The following is a 24,796-nucleotide window of genomic DNA, read 5'->3' as shown; positions in this document are numbered from 1 at the left end:
CAATTTATTGACGATGGCATTGTGATGGCTTATTTTGGCGCCCCAGTTGCTGGCCATGCGTCGTGAATACTCAGTGCGGAAGGAACCTACTTATGAGTCGTACAGACGACATATCGAACTTGTTCAGCAGGTTCGGCGCCACTTCGGACAGTTATCACGAGTTCGACAGTCAGTTCGATTACCCCAATACACCGCAAGTGCAGGATAAGCCCCCTGTGCCTGCTCAGGTCCCGGCCCCGCTACTCGCTGGCCTGTCGCCAGTTGCCCCAGTGCCCCTGTCATCGCTGGCCAACGATCATGCACCGCTGATGAGCACTGCCGACGTTGCCATCCCGCTGCGTAATTTGCTCGCTGAAGTAGCGCTTGCTCGTCAGGCCGAAACCGAGGCCCTGCAGGCACAATTGCGCACGCCGCAGTGCAAGGCTCGTGTCGTGGTGCTGGTCTCGGCCAAGGGCGGCGTTGGCAAGACCACGCTGGCCGCCAGCCTGGCAAGCAGCCTGCGTCTGGAGGGTGGCAAGACCCTGGCCATTGACCTTGATCCGCAAAATGCCCTGCACCATCACCTCGGCGTTGAATCCGGCGTGACCGGCATCGGCAGCGCCTGCTGGAGCAGCAATCTGCAGCAGGGATTCAACGATGTACAAGTGCTGCCCTACGGCGTGTTGAGCGATGACCAGCGCTGTGCCCTGGAGCGCGAAGTAAGCCAGGACCGCCACTGGCTGGCACGGCAACTGGAACGCATGGACCTGGATACACATGACCTGGTGATTGTCGATACGCCCACCGGCCGCTCGGCCTTTCTGCAGCAGGCGCTGGACGTGGCCGATCAGGTGCTGGTGGTCACTGCTGCCGACGCGGCCAGCTTTATTGCCCTGGAGCATATGGACCGTCTACTGGGAGCCGACGTTGCGCGCAGCTATGTGGTCAATCAATTTGAGCCCGGGCGCGAGTTTTCCCGCGACATGCTCGAAGTGCTCAAGCGCCGTCTGGGTGCGCAGTTGATGGGGGTGGTAGTGCAGGATCACGGTTTTGGCGAGGCCTTGGCTTACGGCCGCAATCCGTTGACGGTGCCCGCCCGGTCTGCAGGTGGTGAAGGGGTTTTACTGCTTGGCGAGCAACTCAAAACCGGCTTGCAAAATGCCCGTTCTACAGGGATATCAGCCCCATGAACCCGTCAGGCAGCGCCCCCGGGGTTGCGCAAACTCGTTTCCAGCGTTGGGCCCAGTCGCTGTCTGATCGCCTTGATCAGTTGCCGGTTGCGGCACGCCGTGCAGTGCTTGCCTGTACCGCTGGGGTTTGTGCGGTTTTGGGCCTGCTGATTATCACGGCGCCGTTCGATTTATATGCGCAGTGCATCTTTGCCATTGGCTGCTTTGTTGCGGCACTGGTGCTACGCAGAATTCCAGGGCGCATGACCATCCTGATCATGATCGGCCTCTCACTGACCGCTTCGCTGCGCTACATGTACTGGCGCCTGACCGAAACCCTGGGGTTCGACGACTGGGTCGACATGGCATTCGGTTACGGCCTGGTGCTGGCCGAAATCTATGCCCTGGTGGTGCTGGTGTTTGGCTACCTGCAAACGGCCTGGCCGCTTCGGCGCCAGCCGGTATTGCTCAAGAGCCCGCCAAGCGAATGGCCGGTGGTTGACGTATTTATTCCGTCATACAACGAAGCCCTCGATATCGTGAAGCTGACCATCTTTGCCGCCCAGGCGATGGACTGGCCCAGGGACAAGTTGCGCGTGCATGTGCTCGATGACGGTCGCCGCGAAGACTTTCGCGAGTTCTGTGAGCAGATCAACGTCAACTACATCACCCGCGACAACAACCGTCATGCCAAGGCTGGCAACCTCAACGAAGCCTTGAAGGTCACCAGCGGCGAGTTTGTGGCGTTTTTCGATGCCGACCATGTACCAACCCGATCCTTTTTGCAGGTCAGTATTGGCTGGTTTCTGAAAGACCCGAAGCTGGCGATGCTGCAAACGCCGCACTTTTTCTTTTCACCCGACCCGTTCGAAAAAAATCTCGACACCTTCCGTTCGGTGCCCAACGAAGGTGAGCTGTTCTATGGCCTGGTGCAGGACGGCAACGACCTGTGGAACGCCACGTTTTTCTGTGGCTCCTGCGCGGTGATCCGCCGCAAGCCGCTGATGGAAGTCGGCGGGGTGGCGGTCGAAACCGTGACCGAAGATGCCCATACCGCACTCAAGCTCAACCGCGCCGGTTACAACACCGCTTACCTGGCGATCCCCCAGGCTGCGGGACTGGCCACCGAAAGCCTGTCGAGCCATATCAGCCAGCGGATCCGCTGGGCGCGGGGCATGGCGCAAATTTTCCGTACCGACAATCCGCTGTTTGGCAAAGGCCTGAACCTGGGGCAGCGGCTGTGCTATCTCAATGCGATGCTGCACTTTTTCTACGGTCTGCCACGCCTGGTGTTTTTGACCGCACCGCTGGCCTTTCTGTTTTTTGACGCGCAAATCTTCCACGCCGCCGGGTTGATGATCACGGCCTATGCTTTGCCGCATATCTTCCATGCCAGCCTGACCAACTCCACTATCCAGGGGCGCTTTCGCCATTCCTTCTGGAACGAGGTCTACGAGACCGTACTGGCCTGGTACATCATGGGTCCGGTGCTGGTGGCGCTGGTCAACCCCAGGCTTGGTGGCTTCAACGTTACTAACAAGGGCGGGATCATCGACGAGAAATTCTTCGACTGGAAGCTCGCCCGCCCGTATATCGTGCTGCTGACCCTCAACATGGCGGGCCTTGCGTACGGGCTCGCGCGCCTGGCCATGGGCGAGGAGGGTGCCACCACTACGTTGCTGATCAATCTGGTGTGGACGCTTTACAACGTCATTATCACCAGCGCCGCCGTGGCAGTTGCCAGTGAGACCCGGCAAATCCGTGCCGAGCCCCGGGTTGCCGCGCAATTGGCAGCGCACCTGACCCGTGCCGATGGCAGCGTGATCGAGGGCGTGACCCAGGACTTCTCGCAAAAAGGCGTGGGCTTGCGCTTGCCCGATGGGGTCAGTGTGCCCCAGGGCGAGCGGGTGCAGATTTCACTGTTTCGCAACCAGCACCTGAGCGTGTTCCCGGCGGTAATCGTATTTAGCCGTGGCGAGTTGCTCGGCGCCCAGTTCGATGTCTTGAGCCTGCGCCAGCAAAGCGATCTGGTTCGCCTGACGTTCTCCCGTGCTGACACTTGGGCCAAGACCTGGGGCAGCGGGCAGGTCGACACCCCGATGGTGGCCTTGCGCGAAGTCAGCCGCATCGGCCTGCGCGGTATTCACGAACTCTTCAAAGCCTCGGCCATGGAAGTGCGCAGCTTGCTGCGCCGTCGCCGCGTCACCCCATCCACGCTAGAAAATGTCCTGGACAAGTGATGAACCCTATAACTTCAGCCTTCGCGAATTTACGCGAACCGCGCGGCGCGTTGGCCCGCCTGGCGTGCACCTTGCTGGCTGTTTTGGCTGGCACCGCCAGTGCCGACAATACCCCGGCAGCCGTAGCACCCGGCGCTAAAAGCTACACCGTGACACTCAAGCAATTGGGCCGCAATTACCCGATGAGCCTGCGCGGGGTAGAGTCTACTGACAGCGTCAGTTTCGATGTACGCGCAGACTCGATCGTTACCGGTGCCCGACTCAACCTGCAGTACACCTATTCCCCGGCGCTGCTGGCGGAGCTGTCGCAAATCAACGTGCTGGTCAACGATGAAGTGGCCGCCAGCCTGCCGTTGTCCAAGGACAAGGCCGGGCAACTGCAGCAGCAGGTAGTGCAGATTCCGGCGCATCTGATTACCGAGTTCAACCGCCTGAGCCTGCAGTTTATCGGGCACTACACCATGAGTTGCGAGGACCCTCAGCACTCCAGCCTGTGGGCCAAGATCAGCAACGCCAGCGAACTGGGCATTGATGTGTCCCCCCTGGCCTTGCCTGACGATCTGGCGATCATGCCGCTGCCGTTCTTTGACCGGCGCGATGCCCGAGCCCTGGACTTGCCGTTTGTATTTGCGGCATCGCCCGACAATGCCACGCTGGAAGCGGCCGGTGCGCTGTCGTCCTGGTTTGGTGCCCAGGCCAGTTATCGCGGTGCGCGATTCTCCTCTGCGTTCAACCAGATCCCTGCAAGCGGTAATGCTGTGGTTTTAGTCAGTGGCCCTGATGCTTTGCAGGTGGGCAGCCTGAGCCTGCCGCCCGCCAAAGGGCCGACCCTGACCGTCATGACCAATCCCAACGACGCCAATGGCAAGTTACTGGTGCTCAGCGGTCGCGACGGCACCGAACTCAAGCGCGCTGCGACCGCTCTGGTGCTGGGCAACCAGGCCTTGTCGGGCAATAGCGTGGTCATTGAGCGGATGGAGGTGGTGCAACCGCGCAAACCTTATGACGCACCGAACTGGCTGCCCAGTGATCGCCCGGTAAAACTGGGTGAGTTGTTGCCAGCCAAGGAGTTGAGCGTCGCGGGCTACAACCCGGGCGATATTATCGTGCCGCTGAACTTTGCCCCTGACTTGTTTACCTGGCGCGATGAAGGTGCGCCACTGCACCTCAAGTATCGCTACACGCCGCAAGAACGGTCCAATAATTCGTCGCTGATCATCAGTTTCAACGAGGCCCTGATTCAGTCGCAGAACCTGCTGTCCCAGGAAAAACTCGACGGCGGTGTGCTCAGTGCGCTGAAATCCGATGACAGCCTTGGCCGTGAAACCACGGTGTTGCTGCCGTTGAATTCGGCAGCACTGGAGTCGCGCCTGCAGCTGCGCTACATGTTTGATTACCTCAAGCAGGGCGAATGCAACGACATCATCATCGACAACATGCGCGGTGCTATTGACCCCGAGTCGACCCTCGATGTCAGTGGCTACGACCACTTTATAGCCATGCCCAACCTCGGCGTGTTCAAGGGCGCCGGTTTCCCGTTCACGCGCCTGGCTGACTTGTCGCAGACCGCCGTGGTATTGCCGGAAAACGCCGGTACTGCGGAGCTGGCTGCCTACCTGACGGTACTCGGCCGCTTCGGCCACGCCACCGGGTATCCGGCTACCGGGGTGCAGGTGCTCCAGGCCGCGCAGGTAGCCAGCGCTGCGGACAAGGACTTGCTGGTGCTGGCGTCCGGCAACAATCAGCCGTTGCTTGCGCAATGGGCCGATCGTCTGCCTGCCAGTAATGCCGAAGGGCAACTGCGGTTCCACCTGTCTGATCTGCCGATGCGTGTGCGTGACTGGCTCAGTCCGGACCCTGAAGCCAACCTGCGCAGAACGCGCATGGCCATGGCGTTCTCCGGGGGCACGCACAGCACCTACCTGACCGGTTTCGAGTCGCCGCTCAAAAGCGGGCGCAGTGTGGTGCTTATAGCCAGCGGCCAGCCGCAAGGTCTGGCCGATGTGACCAATGCCCTGATTGGCGGCGAGGATTACACCGAGTCGATCCAGGGCAGTCTGGTGGTGGTGCGTGGCAAAAATATCGAGCCGCTGGTGGCTGATGAACAGTATTACGTTGGCAGCCTGGGGCCGATCAAATACCTGCAGTGGCTGATCTCGCGCCATTTGGTGCTGGCACTGGTGCTCACCGGCCTGGGCCTGATCCTGCTCAGCGGGCTGGCGTATCTGCTGTTGCGTGCGCGGGCCAACAAGCGCTTGCAGGGCGAGCCCGAGCGTGAAATCCATGACTCGAAACCTGACGCCTGATGTGGGCTGGGGGGGATCCCCCACTGTTACTTTTGTGAGCCAGGCCTGATTTTGCTGGGTTTTATGGACAAGTACTTCCCCGTGCAGGGGAAGTAACAATCGATGTGGGAATAAAAATGTCAGCTCGCCGCCACGCCCTAGCGTTCGGGATATTTGCAAGCCTGATGCACAGCGCCAGCCACGCCGCCCTCGACGACGCGGGCAAGGCGCTGTTGCAACAGGGCCAATACTGGCAGGCCCAGGATGATCAGGCGCGGGCCACCGAAGTCTGGAAAAAGCTGTTGCTGATCGACCCCAAGCAGGCCGATGCCTTGTATGGCCTGGGCATGCTCGAGCTCAAGGGAAAACGCATCGACGGTGCCAGCAATTATCTTGGGCAACTGCGGCGCGCCCATCCGGGCGAACGCCCTACCTTGTTGCTGGAGCAAGCCATTGCCCTGCAGACGGGCAACAACGCTGAACAATTGGACACGGCGCGCTTGCTGGTGACCAATGGCGAGCTTGAAAAGGCGGTGCCGATTTACCGCAAGATTTTTGCGGGCAAGGCGCCCCAGGGTGATTTGGCGCTGGAATACTACAATGCCCTGGGCTACACGCCAGGTGGATGGAGCGAGGCACGTCAGGGGCTGGAGCGTTTGCAGCAGCAGACGCCGGACAACGCACGGGTGCGCCTGGCGCTGGCCAAGCTGCTGGTGCGCAACGAAACTACCCGTTCCGAAGGCCTGCGCCGACTGGCGCAATTGTCGACGGTACCGGAATTGGGCGGCCAGGCTACCGAAAGCTGGCGCGAAGGGCTGGTTTGGGTAGGCACGCCACGGCCTGTGGACAAGCCGTTGTTCGAGGCCTATCTCAAGGCCAATCCGGACGATACGGCCATTCGCACGCAAATGAACAGCCGCGGTACCGCGGGTGTGGCGGCGCCGCAGAATCCTCAAATTGCCCGTGGCTTCAAGGCTTTGCAGAGCGATCAACTGGAGGTTGCCGAGCAGGAATTTCTGGCGCGGCTCAAGGAGCAGGCCAGCGACAGCGATGCTTTGGGTGGCCTGGGCGTGGTACGCCAACGGCAGGGGCGTTTTGACGATGCCAATGAACTGCTGCGCCGGGCCATCGGCCGTGGCGGCAACCCGCGCTGGCAAGCAGCGCTGGACGGCAACCGTTATTGGAGCCTGCTCGATCAGGCCGAAAAGGCCCGCGCCGACAATGACCTGGCCAAAGCCCGCAGGCTCTTGCAGCAAGCCATCTCAAGCAAGCCACGGCAGGCCGACGGTTACCTCGCCCTCGCCGGGGTGCAGGCCGAACAGAACCAGCTTGACAGTGCCGAGGCCAGCTACCGTCAGGCCCTGGCCCTGGACACTGACAACCCGGATGCGATGCTGGGACTGATCACCGTGATGGCACAAAACGGCCTGGCCAACCGGGCACTGAAGATGGTCGAAGCCTTGACTGCGGCTCAGCAGCAACGCCTTGGCGATTTGCGCCCGTTGCACGCGGCAGTGGCGGCGGGGCAGGCGAAAAACGCCGAGCGCAGTGGCGACCTCAAGGGCGCGATTACCGCCCAGAAAGAAGCGGTCCGCAACGACCCGCAGGGTGTGTGGACCCGTTATGATCTGGCGCTGTATTACCTGCAGGGCAAAACCCCGCAGTTGGCCCGCCAGACCATGGATGAACTGCTCAAAGCCAGCCCGCAGCGCCCCGAGGCCCTGTTTGCCAGTGCCTTGCTGGCGAGTCAGATGGGGGAGTGGTCGAGCGCACAGAGCACGCTCGAGCGTATACCTGTCAGCCAGCGCACCACGGCCATGCAGCAATTGGCCAGCGAGGTGCAACTGCAATCGCTGGTCAGCCAGGCCACGGCTTTGGCCAAACAGGGCAATGGCGCCCAGGCCCTGACCCTGCTGCGCCGTGCCGAGTTGCTGGCGAACGGCAAGCCGCAGTCGCTGGGTATGTTGGCGCTGGCCTATGTCGATATCGGCGACTCCGAGCATGCTTTGTCCATGCTGCGCAACGCCATCGCGCAAAGCAGCAACCCGCCGCCGGCCTTACGCCTGGCCTATGCAGGGGTGCTGCTGAAAACCGGAGACGATGAACAGGTCAACCAGCTCCTGCATGAGTTGCAGCGCCAGCCGTTGACCCCGGCCGATCAGCGCAGCTACGACGAAGTGCTGTACCTGTACACCGTGCGCCAGGCAGACTTGCTGCGGGAGAAGGGCGATCTGGTGGCCGCCTATGACACCCTTGCCCCGGCCCTGGCCCAGCGCCCCGATGACCCTGTGGCGGTCGGTGCCCTGGCGCGCATGTACCTGGCCAATGGTAACAGCGCCAAGGCCATTGAGCTGTATAAGCCGCTACTGGCCAAAGCCCCGGATGATGCGCAATTGCAGATCGGCTTGGCCCAGGCACTGAGCAAGTCCGGCGACAGGCGCGGGGCTGAAACCGCCACCGAAAGAGCCCTTGCGCTGGCCCCGAACGATGCTCAAGTGTTGGCCAGTGCGGCAGGTATTTTCCGTGCCCAGGGCAAGAACGCCAAGGCCGGCGAGCTTTACGCCCGTGCCCTTGCCCTGCAGTCACCGGTCAAGGCCCAGGCCAATCCGTTTGCCGGAGCGGTTGCCGACAACCCCTTTGTCGGCAAGTCCGGCCAGCGCACTCACTCGCGATTGTCCGAGGCCGATCTTTCACAAATCCCGGAACCGGCCCAGGTGCAGATTGCGGCATTGGTTGACGACATCACACCCGCGGAGCAGGAGTACCACGTTCAGCCATTGCGTCGTGGCCTGGATAACGCCCGCGATGTGACAGTGGCCCGCCCGCTGGATCCCCAGGAGGAAGCGCGCAAGTCGATGCAGAGTGCCCTGGATCAGATCAATCAGGAGCGCAGCCCCCGCATTACCCAGGGCGTGACCATTCGCACCAACGACAGCGAATCGGGCCTGAGCAAAATCACCGATGTTGAAACCCCGCTGGAAATCAGTTTGCCAGTGGGGGATGACCGTATCGCCCTGCGCGTAACCCCGGTGTCACTCAATGCCGGCGCCGTGAAGGACTCGGCCAAGACCCGCTTTGGCGGGCCGAACGATGCACAAATGACGGCCGTGCAAAACCTGCTGGCAACGGCCCCTGATGCTGACCAGCTGAATACGGCCTTGGGTGATCTCAATGGCTCGGCCGGGCGCCAGAAAGACAGCGGCGTCGGTCTGGCGTTGGGCTATGAAATGCCGGCGCTGGGCCTCAAGGCCGATCTGGGTGCAAGTCCCATGGGCTTCCTTTACAGCACGGCGGTGGGTGGCGTGAGCATTGATCGCCCGTTTCGCGAGGGCAGCAACTTCCGTTACGGGGTGAGCCTGTCGCGGCGTGCGGTCAACGACAGTCTGGTGTCCTTTGCCGGCGCCGAGGACGCCCGCAGCGGCCTCAAGTGGGGCGGCGTGACCGCCAATGGCGGGCGCCTGCAGCTGGGGTACGACAACGGAGATTACGGCGTGTACGGCTACGCCGGCCTGTACAGGCTGCTGGGCCATAACGTCGAAGACAACACCCGCGTCGAAGCTGGTAGCGGTATCTACTGGTACCTGCTCAACGACGACACCCGCCAGCTGACCACCGGCCTGGGAGTCACGGCCATCCGCTATGACAACAACCAGGGCAACTTCACCTACGGTAATGGCGGTTACTTCAGCCCGCAGAACTTCTTTTCAATCGGCGTGCCGTTCAGTTGGTCGCAACGTACCGACCGTCTGAGCTACACCCTGCGGGGCTCGGTGGGCCTGCAGCATATCGAGCAGGACTCGTCCCCGTACTTTCCCGGCGACAGCGCCATGCAGGCCCAACTGGAACAGGTCTCGCAGGTGTTTGCCGCGTCCGGCAGCAGCCTGGCTACCCAGTATGCGGGCCAGAACAAAACCGGCATTGGTTACAACCTTGGCGCGGCAGCGGAATACCGCCTTGGCAACAACTACTTCCTGGGGGGCAGCTTCGGCATGGACAACGCTCAGGACTACAAGCAATGGACCGGCGGTTTATACCTGCGGTACATGTTTGAAGATTTCACCGGGCGCATGCCGATGCCGGTCAGTCCTTATCTTTCCCCATATTCTTCGAATTAAGCAGCAGGAGCTTTCACTGTGGCAGCATCGATTCTCGCAGGCATGACCATTTTGATGATTGGCGACAGCCATCTGGCGACGCCTGATTACTTGATAGCCACTCTGCACAACGATCTGGTTGCTCAGGGTGCAAACGTTCACACGCTGGGCGTTTGCGGCGCCAACGCCGGTGACTGGCTCAAGGCAACACCGGGCACCTGTGGCGGTGCAGAACGCCGCGGCAGCGAAAAGGCCGTGGTGCTCGGCGGCAAGGCCGCGACCGTGCCGATCAGCCAGTTGCTGGCCACCGACAAGCCGGACCTGGTGCTGATCGTGATGGGCGACACCATGGCCAGCTACACCAAGCCGGCCTTTCCCAAGGCCTGGCTGTGGCAGCAAACCACCGGGCTGACCAAGGCAATCGCCGCCAATGGCACTCGTTGCGTGTGGGTCGGGCCGAACTGGGGCACGGAAGGTGGCAAGTACGGCAAGAACTTTGCCCGCGTCGAAATGACGTCGAAGTTCCTCGCCGCCAACGTTGCACCGTGCAGCTATATCGACTCGCTGGCTTTCTCTAAACCCGGGCAGTGGGCCACGATTGACGGCCAGCACATGACCGCCACGGGTTACAGGACCTGGAGCAACGAGATCAACAAAGCATTGCTGCAAACCGCGGTCATCAAGGATGCCAAAAAATGAGTAAAGTGTTCGCGGCCCTCGCAGGTGCTCATGCGTTGTCGTTCTGTGTACTGGCAAGCGCGCAGGTGGCGCTGTACCCCACTGGCCCCGATCAGGACGCCGCCTTTATCCGCTTCGTCAACGCCACCGCTGCCCCTCTGGACGTAATGGGCCAGCCCGGGCAACCACCGTTGCGCCTTGAAACGGCAGCGCCTGCTTCATTGTTGTTCCCGGTGGATTCGGGCAAGGCCGTCAAGGGCTCGCTGGCCAGTGGTGCGCACCAGTTGGCCCTGGACCTCAAGGTCGAGCCCGGTGAGTTCGCGACCATTGTGGTGGTGCCGCAAGGCGACGGGATCGAACAAGTCGCGGTGCGCGAAACACCGGATGACTTCAACGGCCTCAAGGCTTCGCTGGCGTTTGTCAATGTCGACAAGTCCTGCAGCGATGCCAGTCTGCGTCCTGCCGGGCGCACGGGCGATCTGTTCAAGGCGGTACCGTTCGCCAGTCTGCAGCGACGTTCAATCAACCCGGTAAACCTGTCAGTGCAACTGGTATGTGCCAACGCCAACACCGGTGCGCCGCTGGACCTGGGCGCACTCAAGGCTGGCGAACGCTACAGCGTGCTGTTGCTGCCATCTGCCAGCGGGCCGCGTTTGTTGAGTACCACGGACACGCTGTCCCACTGATCGGATTCTGCTGCCACCATGGTCTTCGCCTCACTCGAGTTCCTGACGCTGTTTTTACCGGCCTTTATGCTGGTCTACGCCCTGGGCAAGCCGCAGTGGCGCAACGTGATTCTGTTGATCGGCAGCTGGCTGTTCTATGGCTGGTTGAACCCGATGTTCCTCGCGTTGCATGTGGCTTTGACGGTCGTGGCATGGCTTGGCGGGTTGCTCATCGATCGCAGTCGTGAGGACTCCCGGGGCAGGGTGCGGCTGTTGATTGCGTTGATTGTGTTCAACACGGCGGTGCTGTGCTGGTACAAGTACGCCAATATCCTGGCCGCGACCTGGATTGACTGGATCACGTATCCGGGGGCGATGCCGCTGGAATGGCAGCGGGTGGCGCTGCCCGCCGGGCTTTCGTTTATCGTGCTGCAGGCGATTTCCTATCTGGTGGATGTACATCGCCACACCGTGCCGGTGGAGCGCAGCTTCATCAATTACGCCACCTATATCTCGATGTTCGGCCACTCGATTGCGGGGCCGATCATTCGTTATGACTGGGTGCGTCGCGAACTCACCCAACGTTATTTCGACTGGCAGAATTTCTCCCTGGGTGCGCGCCGTTTCATGATCGGCATGTGCATGAAAGTGCTGGTTGCCGACACCCTGTCGCCGCTGGTGGATGTTGCGTTTCACCTCGACAACCCCTCTTTTGTCGACGCCTGGATCGGCTGCCTGGCCTACTCGCTGCAACTGTTTTTCGACTTTGCAGGCTATAGCGCCATGGCCATTGGCCTGGGCCTGATGCTGGGTTTTCATTTCCCGGAAAACTTCAACCAGCCGTATCTGGCCTGCAGCATTCAGGACTTCTGGCGGCGCTGGCACATGTCGTTGTCCAGCTGGCTGCGGGACTATCTTTATATCGCCCTGGGCGGCAACCGCAACGGTGCCTGGAAAACCTATCGCAACCTGTTCCTGACCATGGCCATTGCGGGGCTGTGGCATGGCGGTGACAGCTGGAACTACCTGCTATGGGGCGCGGCCCACGGTATTGCGCTGTGTGTGGACCGGTTGTGGTCGCGTTCCAGCCTGCCGAGCATTCCGTCATGGTTGTCACATACATTGACGCTGCTGTTTGTGTTTATGGCCTGGACCTTGTTCCGCGCTCAGGATTTTGCTTCGGCCCTGAATATGTACGCCGCTCAGTTGGGTTTGCACGAGTTTGCCCTGGGCGACGCGCTGGCCGTGACCCTGCGCTCGGCTCACGGCCTGGCGGCATTGCTGGGGGTGGCGTGCATCATCGCGCCGCTGTTCAAGCGCCGGTATGAAGAGCGTTTTGGTGCGCAATTCTGGTTTGCGCCGATGGCGGCGCTGTGGCCAGTCGCGGGTTTTCTGCTGTCGTTCGCCTTGATAGCGAGCCGTGAAGCGGTGCCCTTTCTGTACTTCCAGTTCTAATGGTCGCGCCCATGTCCTCGTCATCGCCCAAACCGGCTGTAGCCACTGAATTCACTGCCAGTGTGAGCAGATTTGGCGGCGCAGTGTTTGTGCTGTTTCTGGCGGCGAGCTTTGCCTCGTCCCTGTGGTTGTTTGCCAGCGGCAAAATACAGATGCTTGCCCCTGACCTGAGCCGTGATGCGGTGCTGCATGGCGAGGTGACCCACAGAATTGCCAAGCAGTTGTCCGAGTCCGGCGTTGCACAAAAGGCGGCCGATCTGGAGCGTGGCGCCAGCTGGTTGCTGTTCCACGACACCGGCGCGCGGGTGCGTCCGGGCTGTACGGGCTGGCTGTTCTTGACCGATGAAATGCGCATCAATCGTCATGCTCAGGTTAATGCTCAAACCAAGGCAGCAGCGGTGCGTCAAATCCAGCAGCAGTTAGCCGGGCGTGGTATCCGCTTGCTGGTGGCCGTGGTGCCGGACAAGAGCCGGATTGCCAGTGCGCAACTCTGTGATTTACGCCGCCCGGTACAGTTGCAACATCGCGCCGAAGCCTGGGTTGAGGGATTGAACAAGGCAGGGGTGAGCGCTGTGGATCTCGCGCCAGTTCTTCAGTCTGTGGGCAGCGATGCCTATCTGCGCACTGATACCCACTGGAGTGAAGCCGGGGCCTCGGCGGCAGCCAGGGCCATTGCCGTGCAGGTACAGGCAATGGGGATCAGCGCCACGCCGCACAAGCTTTATGAAATTGCCCGGCAAGACCCGGCGCGTCGCCCGGGAGATCTGGTGCGACTGGCCGGTCTTGAATGGTTGCCAGTGGGGTTGCAACCCGCAGTAGAATCGGTGGCGGCCAGCCGGTTCAGTGAGAAAGCCGATTTATCCCAAAGGGATGCTGACAACCTGGATGATCTGTTTGGCGATGACAACCTGCCCAACGTTGCCTTGATCGGCACATCGTTTTCGCGCAACTCCAACTTTGCCGGTTTTTTGCAGCAGGCCCTGGGTGCGCCTATAGGTGACTTTTCCAAGGACGGTGGCGAGTTCTGCGGTGGTGCCAATGGCTACTTCAGCAACCCTGCATTCGTGCAGACACCGCCAAAACTGGTGATCTGGGAAATCCCCGAGCGTGATTTGCAGACGCCTTACAGCGAGCCAATAAAACTGTAACCCGTAGCAGCTGCCGCAGGAACGAGGCTGCGTCCGGCGACGCAGTCGCCGCAAAATCAGGCACTGCGGTGTGCCAGGTAAACCCGACTCGCAGGGTTTACGGTCGCTTCGCAACCGAACGCAGCCTCGTTCCTGCGGCAGCTGCTACGGACGGTCAGCCAAGGTGCTAGTCTGGTGATCAGACACCTGCCCATCACGGTCACGCTACCATGCCCGCAAGCCCGTCAACACACTGCGCTACACCCCGGTTCTGGCGGGACGCGCAGTTGCCCTTTATCGAAGCGCGCTCCATCGCCGATGGCCGTAAGGTCTGCTATGCCCGACACTCCCACGAGATTTTCTCCATCGGCGCCATCACCTCCGGCTGCTGCACTTACCTGCATGAGAAAACCAGTCACGGTATCAGCGCCGGCACCGTGGTGTTGATGAACCCGGGAGATGTCCACGCCTGTAATCCGCTGGACGACCAGCCATGGTCCTATGTGATGCTGTATGTCGATGCGCAGTGGCTGGCAGGCATTCAACAGGCGTTTGACGGTCAGGCCAGCGGGGTGTACCAGCCCCTGGCAGCCACCCACACCCGCTCGCCGGGGTTGTTCAATGGCCTGACCGCCCTGTATGCGCAGCTGGTCGACCCGCACCTCGAGGGGCTGGCCAAGCACGAGTCGGCGGTCAAGTTCTTTTCAGCGATGCAACAGGAACTGGGCGGCCCGCTGGTGCTTCGCAAGAGCGCCAATGCACGGGTGGAGCGCGCCGCCAAATTTATCGACGAGCGTTTCCTGCACACCATTCGCCTGCAGGATATCTGTGCCGCCGCCAGCCTGTCGGAGGCTTACCTGATCCGTGCCTTCGAGCAGCGTTACCATATGACGCCCCACGCCTATCTGATCAATCGGCGCATTCAACATGCCCAGGCGCAACTGCGCGAAGGGGCGTTGATCGCCGATATCGCCCAGCAAACCGGTTTTGCCGATCAGGCGCATTTCCAGCGGGTGTTCAAAAAACACCTCGCGGCCACGCCCGGGCAGTACAAGGGCTAAAACCACAGCAAGGACACCGCGCAGCCCGCCAGCATGGCCGCCATGCCGCGATTGAACAGGCGGATGCGCCGGGTGCTGTGCAGGTAACGGCTCAGAAAGGCGCCGGTGTAGGCCCAGCAGGCCACTGACAGGTAGCAGACTACAAAGTAGATCAGTGCAAATGCCCAGATCAGCGTGGCTTCGCCCCCCGAAACAAACGCGCCCATACCTGCAACCGCCGCCAGCCAGGCTTTGGGGTTGAGCCATTGCATGGCGGCGCCGGTAAAAAACGATGGCTGCCGGGCGTCCCCGCCAAACTCGATGCGGCCGTTATCCATCGCCAGTTTCCAGGCCAGGTACAACAAAAATGCCATGCCGGCCCAGCGGATCAGGTCGGTGAGGATCGGCCACTGCTTGAGCACTTCATGCAGGCCAAAACCGGTAAACAGCAGCAACACCACAAAACCGACGGTGGCCCCCAGCACATGGCGCAGACTGGGCCCCAGGCCGAACTGCATACCCGAACTCAGGGCCACCACATTCACCGGCCCCGGTGAGATGGAGGCTGCCAGGGCGAACGCCGCCATTGAAATCAGCACGCTCATCGTTATTGTTCTCCGCTCCAAGGTTGAGCCCTGAGGTTATGGGGCGCGGACCCAAGCGTATTGAACAAAACTCCCCTGTACGGAGGCATCTTGCGTTTATGAAATTTAATCTGTATTTTTTCATGAAAATAAATGATTTAAATTTCATGGCGGCCCGGGATGAACAAGCAAGAAGAGATGGCCGCCCTGGCCATCCTTATCCACGACCTGCGCAAGCACAAGAAGTACACGCTCAAGGAACTGGCCGATAAAATTGGCCGCTCCGTGGGTTTTTTGTCCCAGGTCGAGCGCGGCCTGTCCCAGCCCACGGTGGCCGACCTGACGGCCATCAGTGAAACCCTGGGTGTGCCCACCACCTATTTCTACAGTTTGCCCAAGCCCAAGCAGTTGCCCTGGGTGACCCGCCCGGACGAGCGACGCACGCTGTACCTGGGCAACGGCATCACCGATATCCTGGTCTCGCCACAAATCCGTGCGTCGTTCTCCATGCTCGAAAGCCTGCTGGAAGCGGGCGCCAGCAGCGGCGAACGGCTTATGACCGACAGCTCGGAGCAGGGCGGCTATGTCATTGAAGGGCAATTGACCCTGTGGCTGGGCGACGACGCTGAGCCTGCCACCCTCAATGCCGGTGACAGTTTCCAGTTCGACAGCCATACGCGCTGTCGCTACGCCAACCTGACACAGCAGCTTGCCCGCGTGCTGTGGGTTTACACCTGATAACAACAAAGGAACCTTGAAGATGGATGCTGCCTGCTCTGATCTGCTGGCCGAAGTGCGTGCGTTTCGTCAGCGCAACCCCGAGGTGCGTTATGTCGACCTGATCTCCCTGGATATCCCCGGGCATTTCTACGGCAAGCGTTACCCCATCGACATGCTGGAAAAAGTCGCGGCCGGCAGCGTCCTGAAACTGCCGCAGAACTGTGTGTTGCTAGGGGTGCAGGGCGGATTGTTCAAGATAGGCGACTATTGTTTCAACGATGGCGACCCGGATGCCGTGCGGCGTCTGGTACCGGGCACGCTCAAGCCGGTGACCTGGGAAGACAAGCCCCTGGGCCAGATGCTGATCACTTCTGACGGCACTGAACAGCCGATCGTCTTTGAGCCCCGCGAAGTCCTGGCCCGGGTGCTGGCCCGGCTGGCGCGCAAAGGCATTCGCCCGGTGGTGGCGTTCGAGCTGGAGTTCTACCTGTTCGACAAGAAGCTGCGCGATGGCTTGCCGCAGTTCCCCCGTGATCACTTGAGCGATGATGCCGACGATCAGCCCACTATGCATATCGAGCGGTTGTCGCGCTTTGCCCCGGTGCTGGATGACATGGTCGATGCGGCCCAGGCCCAAGGGATTGATGCCACCGTGATTACGGCCGAGCTGGGCCCGGGGCAGTTCGAAATCAATTTCGCTCACCTCGATGACGGTTTGCGTGCCGCGGACTGGGCGGCGCTGTTCTGTCGCAGCACCCGCGGGGTGGCGCTCAAGCATGGCTATCGCGCCAGCTTTATGGCCAAACCCTACCTGGAGCACCCGGGCAGCGGCATGCATGTGCATGTCAGTCTGTACGACGCGGGCGGCAACAACTTGCTGGCGGCCAACCAGCAGCAGCCCTTGCGCCACGCTATCGGCGGTTGCCTGGAATTACTGCCGGCGTGCATGCCGATATTTGCACCTAACCACAATGCTTTTCGCCGCCTGGGCGGTACGACCAATATCGCCACCCAGGCCAGTTGGGGGTATGAGGACCGCGATGCGTGCTTGCGTATCCCGGAATCGGACAGTAAAAACCTGCGGGTCGAGTATCGCCTTGCGGGCGCTGATGCCAATCCGTATCTGGTATTGGCGGCGATTCTGGTGGGGCTCGAACACGGGCTGGAAGCGGGCAAGGAGCCGATCCTGCCCCTGAACGAAGACCGCAGCAGCGGCATCGCCTTCCCGCTGGACATGCTTGAGGCCGTGCGCGCCATGCAGCACCAGCCGCAGCTGCGTGAAGGGCTGGGCGGCGAATTTGTCGATGTGTACTGCGAGAACAAGCGCCAGGATCATCTGGCCTTTATGCAGGAAATCAGTGCCCGGGAATATCGCTGGTTTATGTAAAAACCCATACAAGAGTTTTTGATCGCAACAATGCCTACTCCTGACAGCAGGTTTTCAGGTGAGAGCTGCTATACCTAATGATCAAATCAGATGCTGGTCAGTCAGGGCGATGAAAAATACAAGGTTCAATAGAGCTGCAACGGCTTTGCCGCTGTTGCTGTTCGTGCAGGTGGCACATGCTGATCAGCCTGCGGACTCACAATGGTTATTGCTGGCCAGCCCCTTTGTCTGGGCGCCCTCCATGAGCGGGCAGGCGGCGCTTGGCGGGGTCAATACCAAGGTTGATGTTCCGTTTGCGGATGTCTGGGAAAACCTGAGCACGGTATTTATGGGCAATCTGGAATTGACCAATCGCACACTGGGTTTTTATATCGACGGCGTCCACGCTAAAACCGATTAGTCCGAACGGGTGTACGGGCGCAAGGTGGGCCTGGCGATCACCCAGAGCACCCTGGCTGTCGGCACCTATTACCGGGCCTATGAGTATGAGTTGGGTGGTCAAACGATTTTTGGCGAGCCGCGCACCTGGCGTGTCGAACCTACGATCGGTGTGCGCTGGACCAAGCTGTCAACCAAGCTGGACATTGACTCGCTGGGGTTCAGCACCAAGAAAAAAACCGAGTGGACCGACCCGTTCGTAGGGCTGCGCATGCAGGCTGACCTGACCGACCGCTGGACCCTGTCCGGTGAAACCGACACCGGCGGGCTGGATACCTCCTCAAAGAAAACCTGGAACGCCCAGGGCTACCTGGGTTATCGCATGTACCTGGCCGATCACCCCACGATCATCCGCGTCGGCTATCGGGTTCTGGCGCAAAATTACCGCACCACCGACTTTACCGGCAACAAGTTCAAGTACGACGTGACCCAGCGCGGCCCGGTACTGGGCCTGTCCATGCGCTTCTGACAAGTACCGAGGAGACAAGGGAATGCAACTGCTCAAACACACCCGCAACCTGACGCTGGCCCTGGCGGGCTTTATGCTGGCGCTGCCGGTGGCTACTGCCTGTACCCGCCTGGTGTATCTGGGGGACAACGACAGGGTGATTACGGCGCGTTCGATGGACTGGAAAACCGACGTGGCCACCAACCTGTGGATCTTCCCCCAGGGCATGCAGCGCACAGGTGAAGTAGGGCCGGGGTCGCTGAAGTGGACATCAAAGTACGGCAGCGTGATTGCCAGCGGCTATGACATTTCCACCACCGACGGCGTCAACGAAGCGGGGCTGTCGGCTAACCTGCTGTGGCTGGTCGAGTCCGAGTACCCGCCGGTCAATCAGGGTAAACCGGGGCTGAGCATTGCCGCCTGGGCCCAGTATGTACTGGACAATTTCAGCAGCGTTGCCGAAGCGGTGGCGGTGCTCAAGACTGAACCCTTTACCGTGGTTACCGCCAATGTGCCCGGTGAAAGTCGCCTGGCGACCTTGCATCTTTCAATGTCCGATGCATCGGGTGACAGCGCCATCATTGAGTTTATCGATGGAAAGCAGGTGATCCACCATGATCGCAGCTATCAGGTCATGACCAACTCCCCGGCGTTCGATGCCCAACTGGCCATGAACGCCTACTGGCAAGCCATCGGCGGGACGGTAATGCTACCGGGTACCAATCGCTCGGCGGACCGTTTTGCCCGGGCCTCGTTTTACGTCAATGCGGTGCCGAAAAACCAGGACTCGCGCTTGTCGCTGGCCAGTGTATTCAGCGTGATCCGCAACGTTTCAGTGCCGTATGGCATCACCACTCCCGGCGAGCCGAATATTTCCTCGACGCGCTGGCGCTCGGTAATCGACCACAAGCAGGGGCTGTACTTTTTCGAGTCGGCCATTACACCAAACACCTTCTGGGTGGACTTGAACAAGATCGATTTCACCAGGGCTACAGGCGCGGTCAAAAAACTGGATCTGGGCCCGGACCAAAGCACCATTTACTCCGGGGAGGTTTCAAGCCGCTTCAAGGCCACTCCGGCCTTCAAGTTTGAAGGGGCGTAAGGGGTTAACCCTGTTCGGCTGTGTGCTCCGGAACCAGACGAATTTCTACGCGTTGGCCTAATGCCCGTGCGGCGCTGGCCAGGGTGGCCAGGGTCATGCCTGGGTCATTCTGGTCGAGCGCCCGATCCACCGCCGTGCGGCTGGTATGCATGCGGTCGGCCAGGTTTTTTTTGCTGACGTGCTGCTCTTTCATGGCCTGGGTTATCTGCCAGGCAATAACGCGTTTGAGTGCGGCGGCCGAAACCTCTTCTGCAAGGCCTTGTTCCGAGAGAAAGTCGTCAAAGTCGGAGCCGATATGGTTATTCATGCGCTGTACCTCGTAGTTTTGCATGGCGCTGCCTGGCGGTTTGCAGATCCACCGCCGGGGCTTTCTGACTTTTCTTGATAAATCCGTGAAGCAGGATCATCTGTGAGCCGATTACCGTAAAGATTATACGGGCAATGACGCCATCCAGATCAGAGCGAACTTCCCACAGTTTTGGCTCCAGTTTGCGAACAACCGGCATGCCAATCGGCCAGCCAAGTTGCACGGTCTTAATATCGGTGCCAATCAGTCGTCTTTGCTCGCGCCCAAGGCCGATTAACCATTCGCGAACGGGTTCGTTACCGGCTTCGGTGCGAAAAAATGCAACCGTCAGGATGGGAGGGATTCCAGTCATGAACTTGAGTGTACCTAAAATGGTACATCTATCAAGCGCGCCTGATCTCCAGATGACCAGTGGCTCAAGCCCGTGCGATCACCTGTCGTGCTTTTAAAACGTCTGCCCCATGGAGAACTGGAACACCTGTGTTTCTGCATCATCAGGTTTGCGGATGGGCAGAGCGAGGTTGACGCTCAGCGGGCCCATCGGGCTGTACCAGGTCACGCCCACCCCTACGGAACTGGCCATCTGGCTGAGGTCCACGCCGTCACAGCCGGTGGTGGTGCTCAGGTAGCATTTGTCCGAGTACACGCTGCCCACATCCCAGAACAGCGAGGTGCGCAGGGATTTGTTGTCCTTGATAAAGGGCATCGGGAACAGGTACTCGACCCCGCCGGTGATCATGATATTGCCGCCTAGCGCCTCGGTGTCGCGGTCGGAGTAGTACGCCTGCCCGGCGCTGCTATAGGTGCCGGTGGCCGGGGTGTTGCGCGGGCCCAGGGTGCCGCTTTCAAAACCGCGCACCGTGCCTTCACCGCCCGCAGTGTAGTTTTCATAGAATGGCAGGCCATCGGTGGAGCCATAGCCGTTGCCGTAGCCCAGCTTGGTGTGAAAGCGCAGTGAGGTGGATGCACTGACGGGCAGGAAGGTCTGGCCGGTGTAGTCGATCTTGTAGAAGCTCAGGTCGCTGCCGGGCACCGTGACCATCAGGTTAAGGTTTTGCGCATAGCCGCGGGTAGCCAGGATGCCCTTGTTCAGGGTCGATTCCGACCAGCCCAGGTTGGCCTTGAAATTGGTAAATTCCTTGCCTTCGCGGTCGATAAAATCATAGATCTCGTCGGCACTGTAGGTGCCGGGCTCGATGCTGTCGTGCTGCGCGGTGAGGCCGAAACTGATCCGTGAGGTTTCATTGATCGGGTAGCCCAGGGTGGCACCGGCGCCATAACTGTTGATCGAGTAGTACGACACGCCATCGTCGTAGTAATCGTTGTAGTCGGTCTTGTTGTAGAACGCGTTGTAGCCAAGGCTGACGCCATCCTTGGTGAAGTACGGATCGGTAAAACCGATGTTGTACTTGCTCTGGTACTCGGAGCGGGTCAGGCCCAGGCTGGCGGAGTTGCCCGTGCCCAGAAAGTTGTTCTGGGTGATAGAACCACCAAGAATCAGGCCGGCACTCTGGGCAAAGCCGACGCTGGCAGTGATCGAGCCGGAAGACTGCTCTTCAACGCTGTAATTGACGTCAACCTGATCGTCGACTCCCGCCACCGCCGGGGTCTCGACGTTGACTTCCTTGAAGTAACCCAGGCGCTCAAGCCGCGTTTTGGACTGGTCGATCAGGTAGGTCGAAGCCCAGCCGCCTTCCATCTGGCGCATCTCTCGGCGCAAGACCTGGTCTTCGGTCTTGGTATTGCCGCGAAAGTTGATGCGGTTGGCATAGGCGCGCTTGCCCGGGTCGACCACGAATTCGATATCTACCGTGTTGCCGTCCTTGCTCGGGACCGGCACCGCGTTGACGTTGGCAAAGGTATAGCCTTCGTTGCCCAGGCGGCGGGTGATCAGGTCCGAGGTGGAGGTCATCAGCTTGCGCGAAAATACCTGGCCCTTTTGTACCAGCAGCAAGGCGTGGATCTGATCTTCGGGTACTTTAAGGTCACCGCGCAACGTAATGTCGCGCACGGTGTATTTGGCGCCTTCGCTGATATTGACGGTAATGAAGACCTGCTTTTTGTCCGGGCTGATCGACACCTGGGTCGACACGATTTCCATATTGATATAGCCGCGGTCCATGTAGTACGAGCGCAAACGCTCCAGATCACCGGACAGCTTTTCCCGGGCATACTTGTCATCATTCTTGAAGAACGACAGCCAGTTGCTGGTCTTGAGGGTGAACTGATCGTCCAGCTCGGCCTGGTCGAAGACGGTATTGCCCACCACATTGATGTGCTTGATCGCGGCCACTTCGCCTTCGTCGATCCTGATCTTGAGGCCGACGCGGTTGCGCGGCTGGGCCACCACCTCGGCGTCCACCGCGGCCGAGTAACGCCCCTGGGCTACGTACTGACGCAGCAGCTCATTGCGTACACCTTCGAGTGTGGCGCGCTGGAACACTTCGCCTTCGGCCAGCCCCGATTGCTTGAGGCCTTTCATCAGGTCATCGGTGGAGATCGCCTTGTTGCCCTCGATGTCGATACTGGCAATGGACGGCCGCTCGACTACGGTGATCACCAGGACGTCGCCGTCGCGGCCCAGCTGAATATCTTGAAAGAATCCGGTCTTGAACAGTGCGCGTGTGGATTCCACCAGTTGCTGGTCATCGACCTGTTCGCCAACGTTCAAGGGCAGGGCACCGAACACGCTGCCGGCGGACACCCGCTGCAGGCCGTTGATACGGATATCGGCAATCTTGAAGCCCTGGGCGTGGGCCAGTGAGGCATTGAGCAGCAGTGCAACCGAGCAGAGCAGGCGCGCAAAATTCATGTAGATCATTTATCCAGGACACATCGACAAACAGCACAAGCAGGCTGGTGGAGGTCCAGCATAAAAGCTCGGGGCGTATGGTGCGGTTAACCGAGTGTCAAGTTAGGTAAAGGTTGGCTGCAGGCAATGACGCTGCGGGCCGCAAGGACGATAATGGGCAGATCCCCCCTTCAAGAGTTCGCCATGATCCGTGTATTGCTCGTCGACGATGACCAGGAACTGACCGGTTTGCTCAGTGAGTATCTGGAGCGCGAAGGCTTTGAAGCGACTGCGGTGCATACCGGCGAAGAGGGCGAGGTGCAGGCTTTGTCCGGGCAATTCAGCATTGTGGTGCTGGATGTGATGCTGCCGCGACTGTCGGGGATCGAAGTGCTGCGGCGCATTCGCGCGCGCAGTCAGGTGCCGGTGGTGTTGCTCACTGCCCGTGGCGACAACATCGACCGCATCACCGGCCTGGAGCTGGGTGCCGATGACTATGTGCCCAAACCCAGCTCGCCGGGGGAGCTGGTGGCGCGTTTGCGCGCCATCATGCGCCGGGTGCAGCCGGTGGAGCAGGCCACCACCGAGGTGATCAAGACCGGCCCGCTGGTGTTGTGGCCCGGCAAGCGCCAGGCGCTGTGGCAGGGGCGGGAGCTGGGAGTGACCAGCACCGAGTTCAGCCTGCTCGAAGAGCTGGCCCGCAGTGCCGGGCAAGTGGTGAGCAAGCAGGACTTGTCGCTCAATGCCCTGGGCTGCCCGTTGACCCGCTATGACCGGCGTATCGACGTCCATATCAGCAGCATCCGCCAGAAGCTCGGCCCGCGACCAGATGCCAAGGCGTGGATCCAGAGCGTGCGTGGGCTCGGCTATCTGTTGATCGCGGAATGATGAAACCCAGCCGGCTGTTCTGGAAACTGTTCCTGGCCTTCTGGCTGGCTACCAGCCTGACGTTTTTTGTCGGTATCGGCATTATTACCTTGAGCCGCCAGGGCCCTGGCAACCCGCATCTGGATACCATTCTTGAAAGCGAGGAACAGTTGCTCAGCCAGTTTGGTGTCGAGGCTGGCAAGCAGTTGCTGCAGGTATGGCACCACCCCGATGACGAGGCCATTGCGGTGTATGACAGTGGCGGGCAACTGCTGGCCGGGTTGCCGATTGTGCGCCCGGCGTTCGAGCGCACGGTGATCAGCAAGGAAGGCCTCACGCTGTCGCTCAGGTCGACGCGGGTGCCCGGCAATGGCGGTGGTGGGGAGGGCGGACCGGGGCTGATGCCATTGCTTATCGGCACCGTGATGAGCGCGCTGTTCAGCAGCTTTATGGCGTTTTACCTGGCCTGGCCGTTGGCCTATTTGCGTCGGGCGATGAGCGATGTGGCCCAAGGGCGATTCGAAACCCGGGTAAAGCCGTTTATGGGCGCGCGGCGTGATGAAATTGTCGACCTGGCCGAAGACTGCGACCGTATGGCCAACCAACTCAAGCTGCTGGTTGATGCCCAGCAACACTTGTTGCATGACATCTCCCATGAATTGCGTTCGCCCCTGACACGCATGCAGGCCGCCATCGGGTTGTTGCATCAAAACCCGTCCCGCGCCGATATGGTCGAACGCATCGAGCGCGAATCGCAGCGCATGGACACCCTGATCGAAGCCCTGCTGACCCTGGCCCGGGTGCAAGGGCGGCCCGAGAGCATCGCACGCGAGCCGGTGGACATCATCGAGTTGCTGCACTTGATAGTCGAAGACGCGCAGTTCGAAGCGGGCATCAAGGGTTGTCGGGTGATCCTGGAAGGGTGCCCGTCCTTTGTCAGCCGGGTCAGTGGCGAACTGTTGTATCGCTGCTTTGAGAACGTGATCCGCAATGCAGTGCGCCATACCCGTGCCGACAGCACGGTGCTGGTAATGGCTGAAGCCAGCCCGGCGGGCCACTGCCTGACAGTACGGATCAGCGATCAGGGTCCGGGTGTTGAAGAATCGCGGTTGCAGCGGATTTTCGACCCGTTTGAGCGGGGTGTCAGTGAGACGGGTAGCGGTTTTGGCCTGGGTCTGGCGATTGCTTCAAGGGCGGTGGAAATGCACGGCGGCAGCATCAAGGCGAGCAACCTTGCGAGCGGCGGCTTGAGTGTGACAATTACCTTGCCGCTGTAGATACTCTGTTGCAGGTCAAGCCCTATTGTGGGAGCGAGCCTGCTCGCGAACGACCTTCGCGAGCAGGCTCGCTCCCACAGTTGCAGTGTTCCTGTAGATACTACGGGATCGCCGGGGATCTTTACACGAAATTACATTGCCTT

The 24,796-nt window shown here is 60.4% G+C and carries 20 protein-coding genes; 16 read left to right on the top strand and 4 right to left on the bottom strand.

Going from position 1 to position 24,796, the window contains the following annotated elements:
• Window positions 1-92: 92 nt before the first annotated feature.
• The 9 genes from bcsQ (at window position 93) to EQV96_RS04250 (ending at window position 14,753) form a co-directional block, all read left to right on the top strand.
• A complete protein-coding gene (gene bcsQ, locus EQV96_RS04290; protein ID WP_240881433.1) occupies window positions 93-1,169 on the top strand; it encodes a cellulose biosynthesis protein BcsQ in 1,077 nt (358 codons plus the stop codon).
• Entirely contained in the window at window positions 1,166-3,388 is a 2,223-nt protein-coding gene (gene bcsA / locus EQV96_RS04285) for a UDP-forming cellulose synthase catalytic subunit (protein WP_240881430.1), read from the top strand. Before bcsQ ends, bcsA begins: the two co-directional genes overlap by 4 nt.
• Complete coding sequence (bcsB, locus tag EQV96_RS04280; RefSeq protein ID WP_240881428.1) at window positions 3,388-5,694, top strand: cellulose biosynthesis cyclic di-GMP-binding regulatory protein BcsB; 2,307 nt, start codon at window positions 3,388-3,390, stop codon at window positions 5,692-5,694. Before bcsA ends, bcsB begins: the two co-directional genes overlap by 1 nt.
• Before the next feature lie 116 nt (window positions 5,695-5,810).
• Window positions 5,811-9,788 carry a cellulose biosynthesis protein BcsC gene (locus EQV96_RS04275; protein ID WP_240881427.1) on the top strand — a complete coding sequence of 1,326 codons (3,978 nt, stop codon included), beginning with the start codon at window positions 5,811-5,813 and terminating at the stop codon, window positions 9,786-9,788.
• Between the two features lie 54 nt (window positions 9,789-9,842).
• A complete protein-coding gene (locus EQV96_RS04270) occupies window positions 9,843-10,466 on the top strand; it encodes an SGNH/GDSL hydrolase family protein (protein ID WP_095002451.1) in 624 nt (207 codons plus the stop codon).
• Entirely contained in the window at window positions 10,463-11,131 is a 669-nt protein-coding gene (locus EQV96_RS04265) for an alginate O-acetyltransferase AlgF (RefSeq protein WP_240881425.1), read from the top strand. Before EQV96_RS04270 ends, EQV96_RS04265 begins: the two co-directional genes overlap by 4 nt.
• Before the next feature lie 18 nt (window positions 11,132-11,149).
• Window positions 11,150-12,565 (top strand): MBOAT family O-acyltransferase, encoded by a 1,416-nt coding sequence (locus EQV96_RS04260; RefSeq protein ID WP_130871696.1) that lies wholly within the window; start codon window positions 11,150-11,152, stop codon window positions 12,563-12,565.
• An 11-nt stretch (window positions 12,566-12,576) separates the two neighbouring features.
• Entirely contained in the window at window positions 12,577-13,713 is a 1,137-nt protein-coding gene (locus tag EQV96_RS04255; protein WP_240881423.1) for a cell division protein FtsQ, read from the top strand.
• A gap of 209 nt (window positions 13,714-13,922) precedes the next feature.
• Window positions 13,923-14,753 (top strand): AraC family transcriptional regulator, encoded by an 831-nt coding sequence (locus EQV96_RS04250; protein WP_240881422.1) that lies wholly within the window; start codon window positions 13,923-13,925, stop codon window positions 14,751-14,753.
• Here EQV96_RS04250 and EQV96_RS04245 read toward each other — a convergent pair.
• A complete protein-coding gene (locus EQV96_RS04245; protein ID WP_095018815.1) occupies window positions 14,750-15,337 on the bottom strand; it encodes a LysE family translocator in 588 nt (195 codons plus the stop codon). The two genes, EQV96_RS04250 and EQV96_RS04245, sit on opposite strands and share 4 nt — an antisense overlap.
• A gap of 159 nt (window positions 15,338-15,496) precedes the next feature.
• Between EQV96_RS04245 and EQV96_RS04240 the strand changes: the two genes are divergently transcribed.
• The 5 genes from EQV96_RS04240 to EQV96_RS04220 all read left to right on the top strand — a co-directional run bounded on the left by EQV96_RS04240 (window position 15,497) and on the right by EQV96_RS04220 (window position 19,411).
• On the top strand, window positions 15,497-16,054 hold the full coding sequence (locus tag EQV96_RS04240; protein ID WP_095002329.1) for a helix-turn-helix domain-containing protein: 558 nt from the start codon (window positions 15,497-15,499) through the stop codon (window positions 16,052-16,054).
• A gap of 22 nt (window positions 16,055-16,076) precedes the next feature.
• Window positions 16,077-17,423 (top strand): glutamine synthetase family protein, encoded by a 1,347-nt coding sequence (locus EQV96_RS04235; protein ID WP_095002330.1) that lies wholly within the window; start codon window positions 16,077-16,079, stop codon window positions 17,421-17,423.
• Window positions 17,424-17,532: 109 nt separating this feature from the next.
• Complete coding sequence (locus EQV96_RS04230; protein ID WP_240881421.1) at window positions 17,533-17,823, top strand: hypothetical protein; 291 nt, start codon at window positions 17,533-17,535, stop codon at window positions 17,821-17,823.
• 9 nt (window positions 17,824-17,832) lie between these two features.
• Complete coding sequence (locus EQV96_RS04225) at window positions 17,833-18,330, top strand: hypothetical protein (protein WP_240881420.1); 498 nt, start codon at window positions 17,833-17,835, stop codon at window positions 18,328-18,330.
• Between the two features lie 22 nt (window positions 18,331-18,352).
• The gene (locus tag EQV96_RS04220) at window positions 18,353-19,411 is read left to right on the top strand and encodes a linear amide C-N hydrolase (RefSeq protein ID WP_095031856.1); all 1,059 of its coding nucleotides are present in this window, start codon (window positions 18,353-18,355) and stop codon (window positions 19,409-19,411) included.
• Between the two features lie 4 nt (window positions 19,412-19,415).
• Here the strand turns inward: EQV96_RS04220 and EQV96_RS04215 are convergent, their stop codons facing one another.
• The 3 genes from EQV96_RS04215 to bamA all read right to left on the bottom strand — a co-directional run bounded on the left by EQV96_RS04215 (window position 19,416) and on the right by bamA (window position 22,530).
• The gene (locus EQV96_RS04215) at window positions 19,416-19,718 is read right to left on the bottom strand and encodes an XRE family transcriptional regulator (protein WP_165484571.1); all 303 of its coding nucleotides are present in this window, start codon (window positions 19,716-19,718) and stop codon (window positions 19,416-19,418) included.
• Window positions 19,711-20,070: a type II toxin-antitoxin system RelE/ParE family toxin gene (locus EQV96_RS04210; protein WP_095002334.1), complete on the bottom strand. Its 360-nt coding sequence runs from the start codon at window positions 20,068-20,070 to the stop codon at window positions 19,711-19,713. The genes EQV96_RS04215 and EQV96_RS04210 overlap by 8 nt, the downstream gene beginning before the upstream one ends.
• Window positions 20,071-20,163: 93 nt before the next feature.
• Window positions 20,164-22,530, bottom strand: a complete 2,367-nt coding sequence (gene bamA, locus EQV96_RS04205) for an outer membrane protein assembly factor BamA (protein ID WP_240881419.1) — start codon at window positions 22,528-22,530, stop codon at window positions 20,164-20,166.
• A 183-nt stretch (window positions 22,531-22,713) separates the two neighbouring features.
• On the opposite strand from bamA, the gene EQV96_RS04200 reads away from it, so the two are divergent.
• Window positions 22,714-23,397, top strand: a complete 684-nt coding sequence (locus EQV96_RS04200) for a response regulator transcription factor (protein ID WP_095002336.1) — start codon at window positions 22,714-22,716, stop codon at window positions 23,395-23,397.
• On the top strand, window positions 23,394-24,653 hold the full coding sequence (locus EQV96_RS04195; protein ID WP_095039167.1) for an ATP-binding protein: 1,260 nt from the start codon (window positions 23,394-23,396) through the stop codon (window positions 24,651-24,653). The genes EQV96_RS04200 and EQV96_RS04195 overlap by 4 nt, the downstream gene beginning before the upstream one ends.
• The last annotated feature ends 143 nt before the right edge of the window (window positions 24,654-24,796 follow it).

It is taken from the genome of Pseudomonas sp. TMW22080 (genome assembly GCF_022496745.1).
Lineage (GTDB): Bacteria > Pseudomonadota > Gammaproteobacteria > Pseudomonadales > Pseudomonadaceae > Aquipseudomonas > Aquipseudomonas bubulae.
This window is presented reverse-complemented; position numbering and strand designations above follow the sequence as displayed.

Coding starts and splice junctions, on each gene's coding strand:
- bcsQ (WP_240881433.1), top strand. CDS start 93: ATGAGTCGTACAGACGACATATCGAACTTGTTCAGCAGGTTCGGCGCC.
- bcsA (WP_240881430.1), top strand. CDS start 1,166: ATGAACCCGTCAGGCAGCGCCCCCGGGGTTGCGCAAACTCGTTTCCAG.
- bcsB (WP_240881428.1), top strand. CDS start 3,388: ATGAACCCTATAACTTCAGCCTTCGCGAATTTACGCGAACCGCGCGGC.
- EQV96_RS04275 (WP_240881427.1), top strand. CDS start 5,811: ATGTCAGCTCGCCGCCACGCCCTAGCGTTCGGGATATTTGCAAGCCTG.
- EQV96_RS04270 (WP_095002451.1), top strand. CDS start 9,843: ATGATTGGCGACAGCCATCTGGCGACGCCTGATTACTTGATAGCCACT.
- EQV96_RS04265 (WP_240881425.1), top strand. CDS start 10,463: ATGAGTAAAGTGTTCGCGGCCCTCGCAGGTGCTCATGCGTTGTCGTTC.
- EQV96_RS04260 (WP_130871696.1), top strand. CDS start 11,150: ATGGTCTTCGCCTCACTCGAGTTCCTGACGCTGTTTTTACCGGCCTTT.
- EQV96_RS04255 (WP_240881423.1), top strand. CDS start 12,577: ATGTCCTCGTCATCGCCCAAACCGGCTGTAGCCACTGAATTCACTGCC.
- EQV96_RS04250 (WP_240881422.1), top strand. CDS start 13,923: ATGCCCGCAAGCCCGTCAACACACTGCGCTACACCCCGGTTCTGGCGG.
- EQV96_RS04245 (WP_095018815.1), bottom strand. CDS start 15,337: ATGAGCGTGCTGATTTCAATGGCGGCGTTCGCCCTGGCAGCCTCCATC.
- EQV96_RS04240 (WP_095002329.1), top strand. CDS start 15,497: ATGAACAAGCAAGAAGAGATGGCCGCCCTGGCCATCCTTATCCACGAC.
- EQV96_RS04235 (WP_095002330.1), top strand. CDS start 16,077: ATGGATGCTGCCTGCTCTGATCTGCTGGCCGAAGTGCGTGCGTTTCGT.
- EQV96_RS04230 (WP_240881421.1), top strand. CDS start 17,533: ATGAAAAATACAAGGTTCAATAGAGCTGCAACGGCTTTGCCGCTGTTG.
- EQV96_RS04220 (WP_095031856.1), top strand. CDS start 18,353: ATGCAACTGCTCAAACACACCCGCAACCTGACGCTGGCCCTGGCGGGC.
- EQV96_RS04215 (WP_165484571.1), bottom strand. CDS start 19,718: ATGAATAACCATATCGGCTCCGACTTTGACGACTTTCTCTCGGAACAA.
- EQV96_RS04210 (WP_095002334.1), bottom strand. CDS start 20,070: ATGACTGGAATCCCTCCCATCCTGACGGTTGCATTTTTTCGCACCGAA.
- bamA (WP_240881419.1), bottom strand. CDS start 22,530: ATGAATTTTGCGCGCCTGCTCTGCTCGGTTGCACTGCTGCTCAATGCC.
- EQV96_RS04200 (WP_095002336.1), top strand. CDS start 22,714: ATGATCCGTGTATTGCTCGTCGACGATGACCAGGAACTGACCGGTTTG.
- EQV96_RS04195 (WP_095039167.1), top strand. CDS start 23,394: ATGATGAAACCCAGCCGGCTGTTCTGGAAACTGTTCCTGGCCTTCTGG.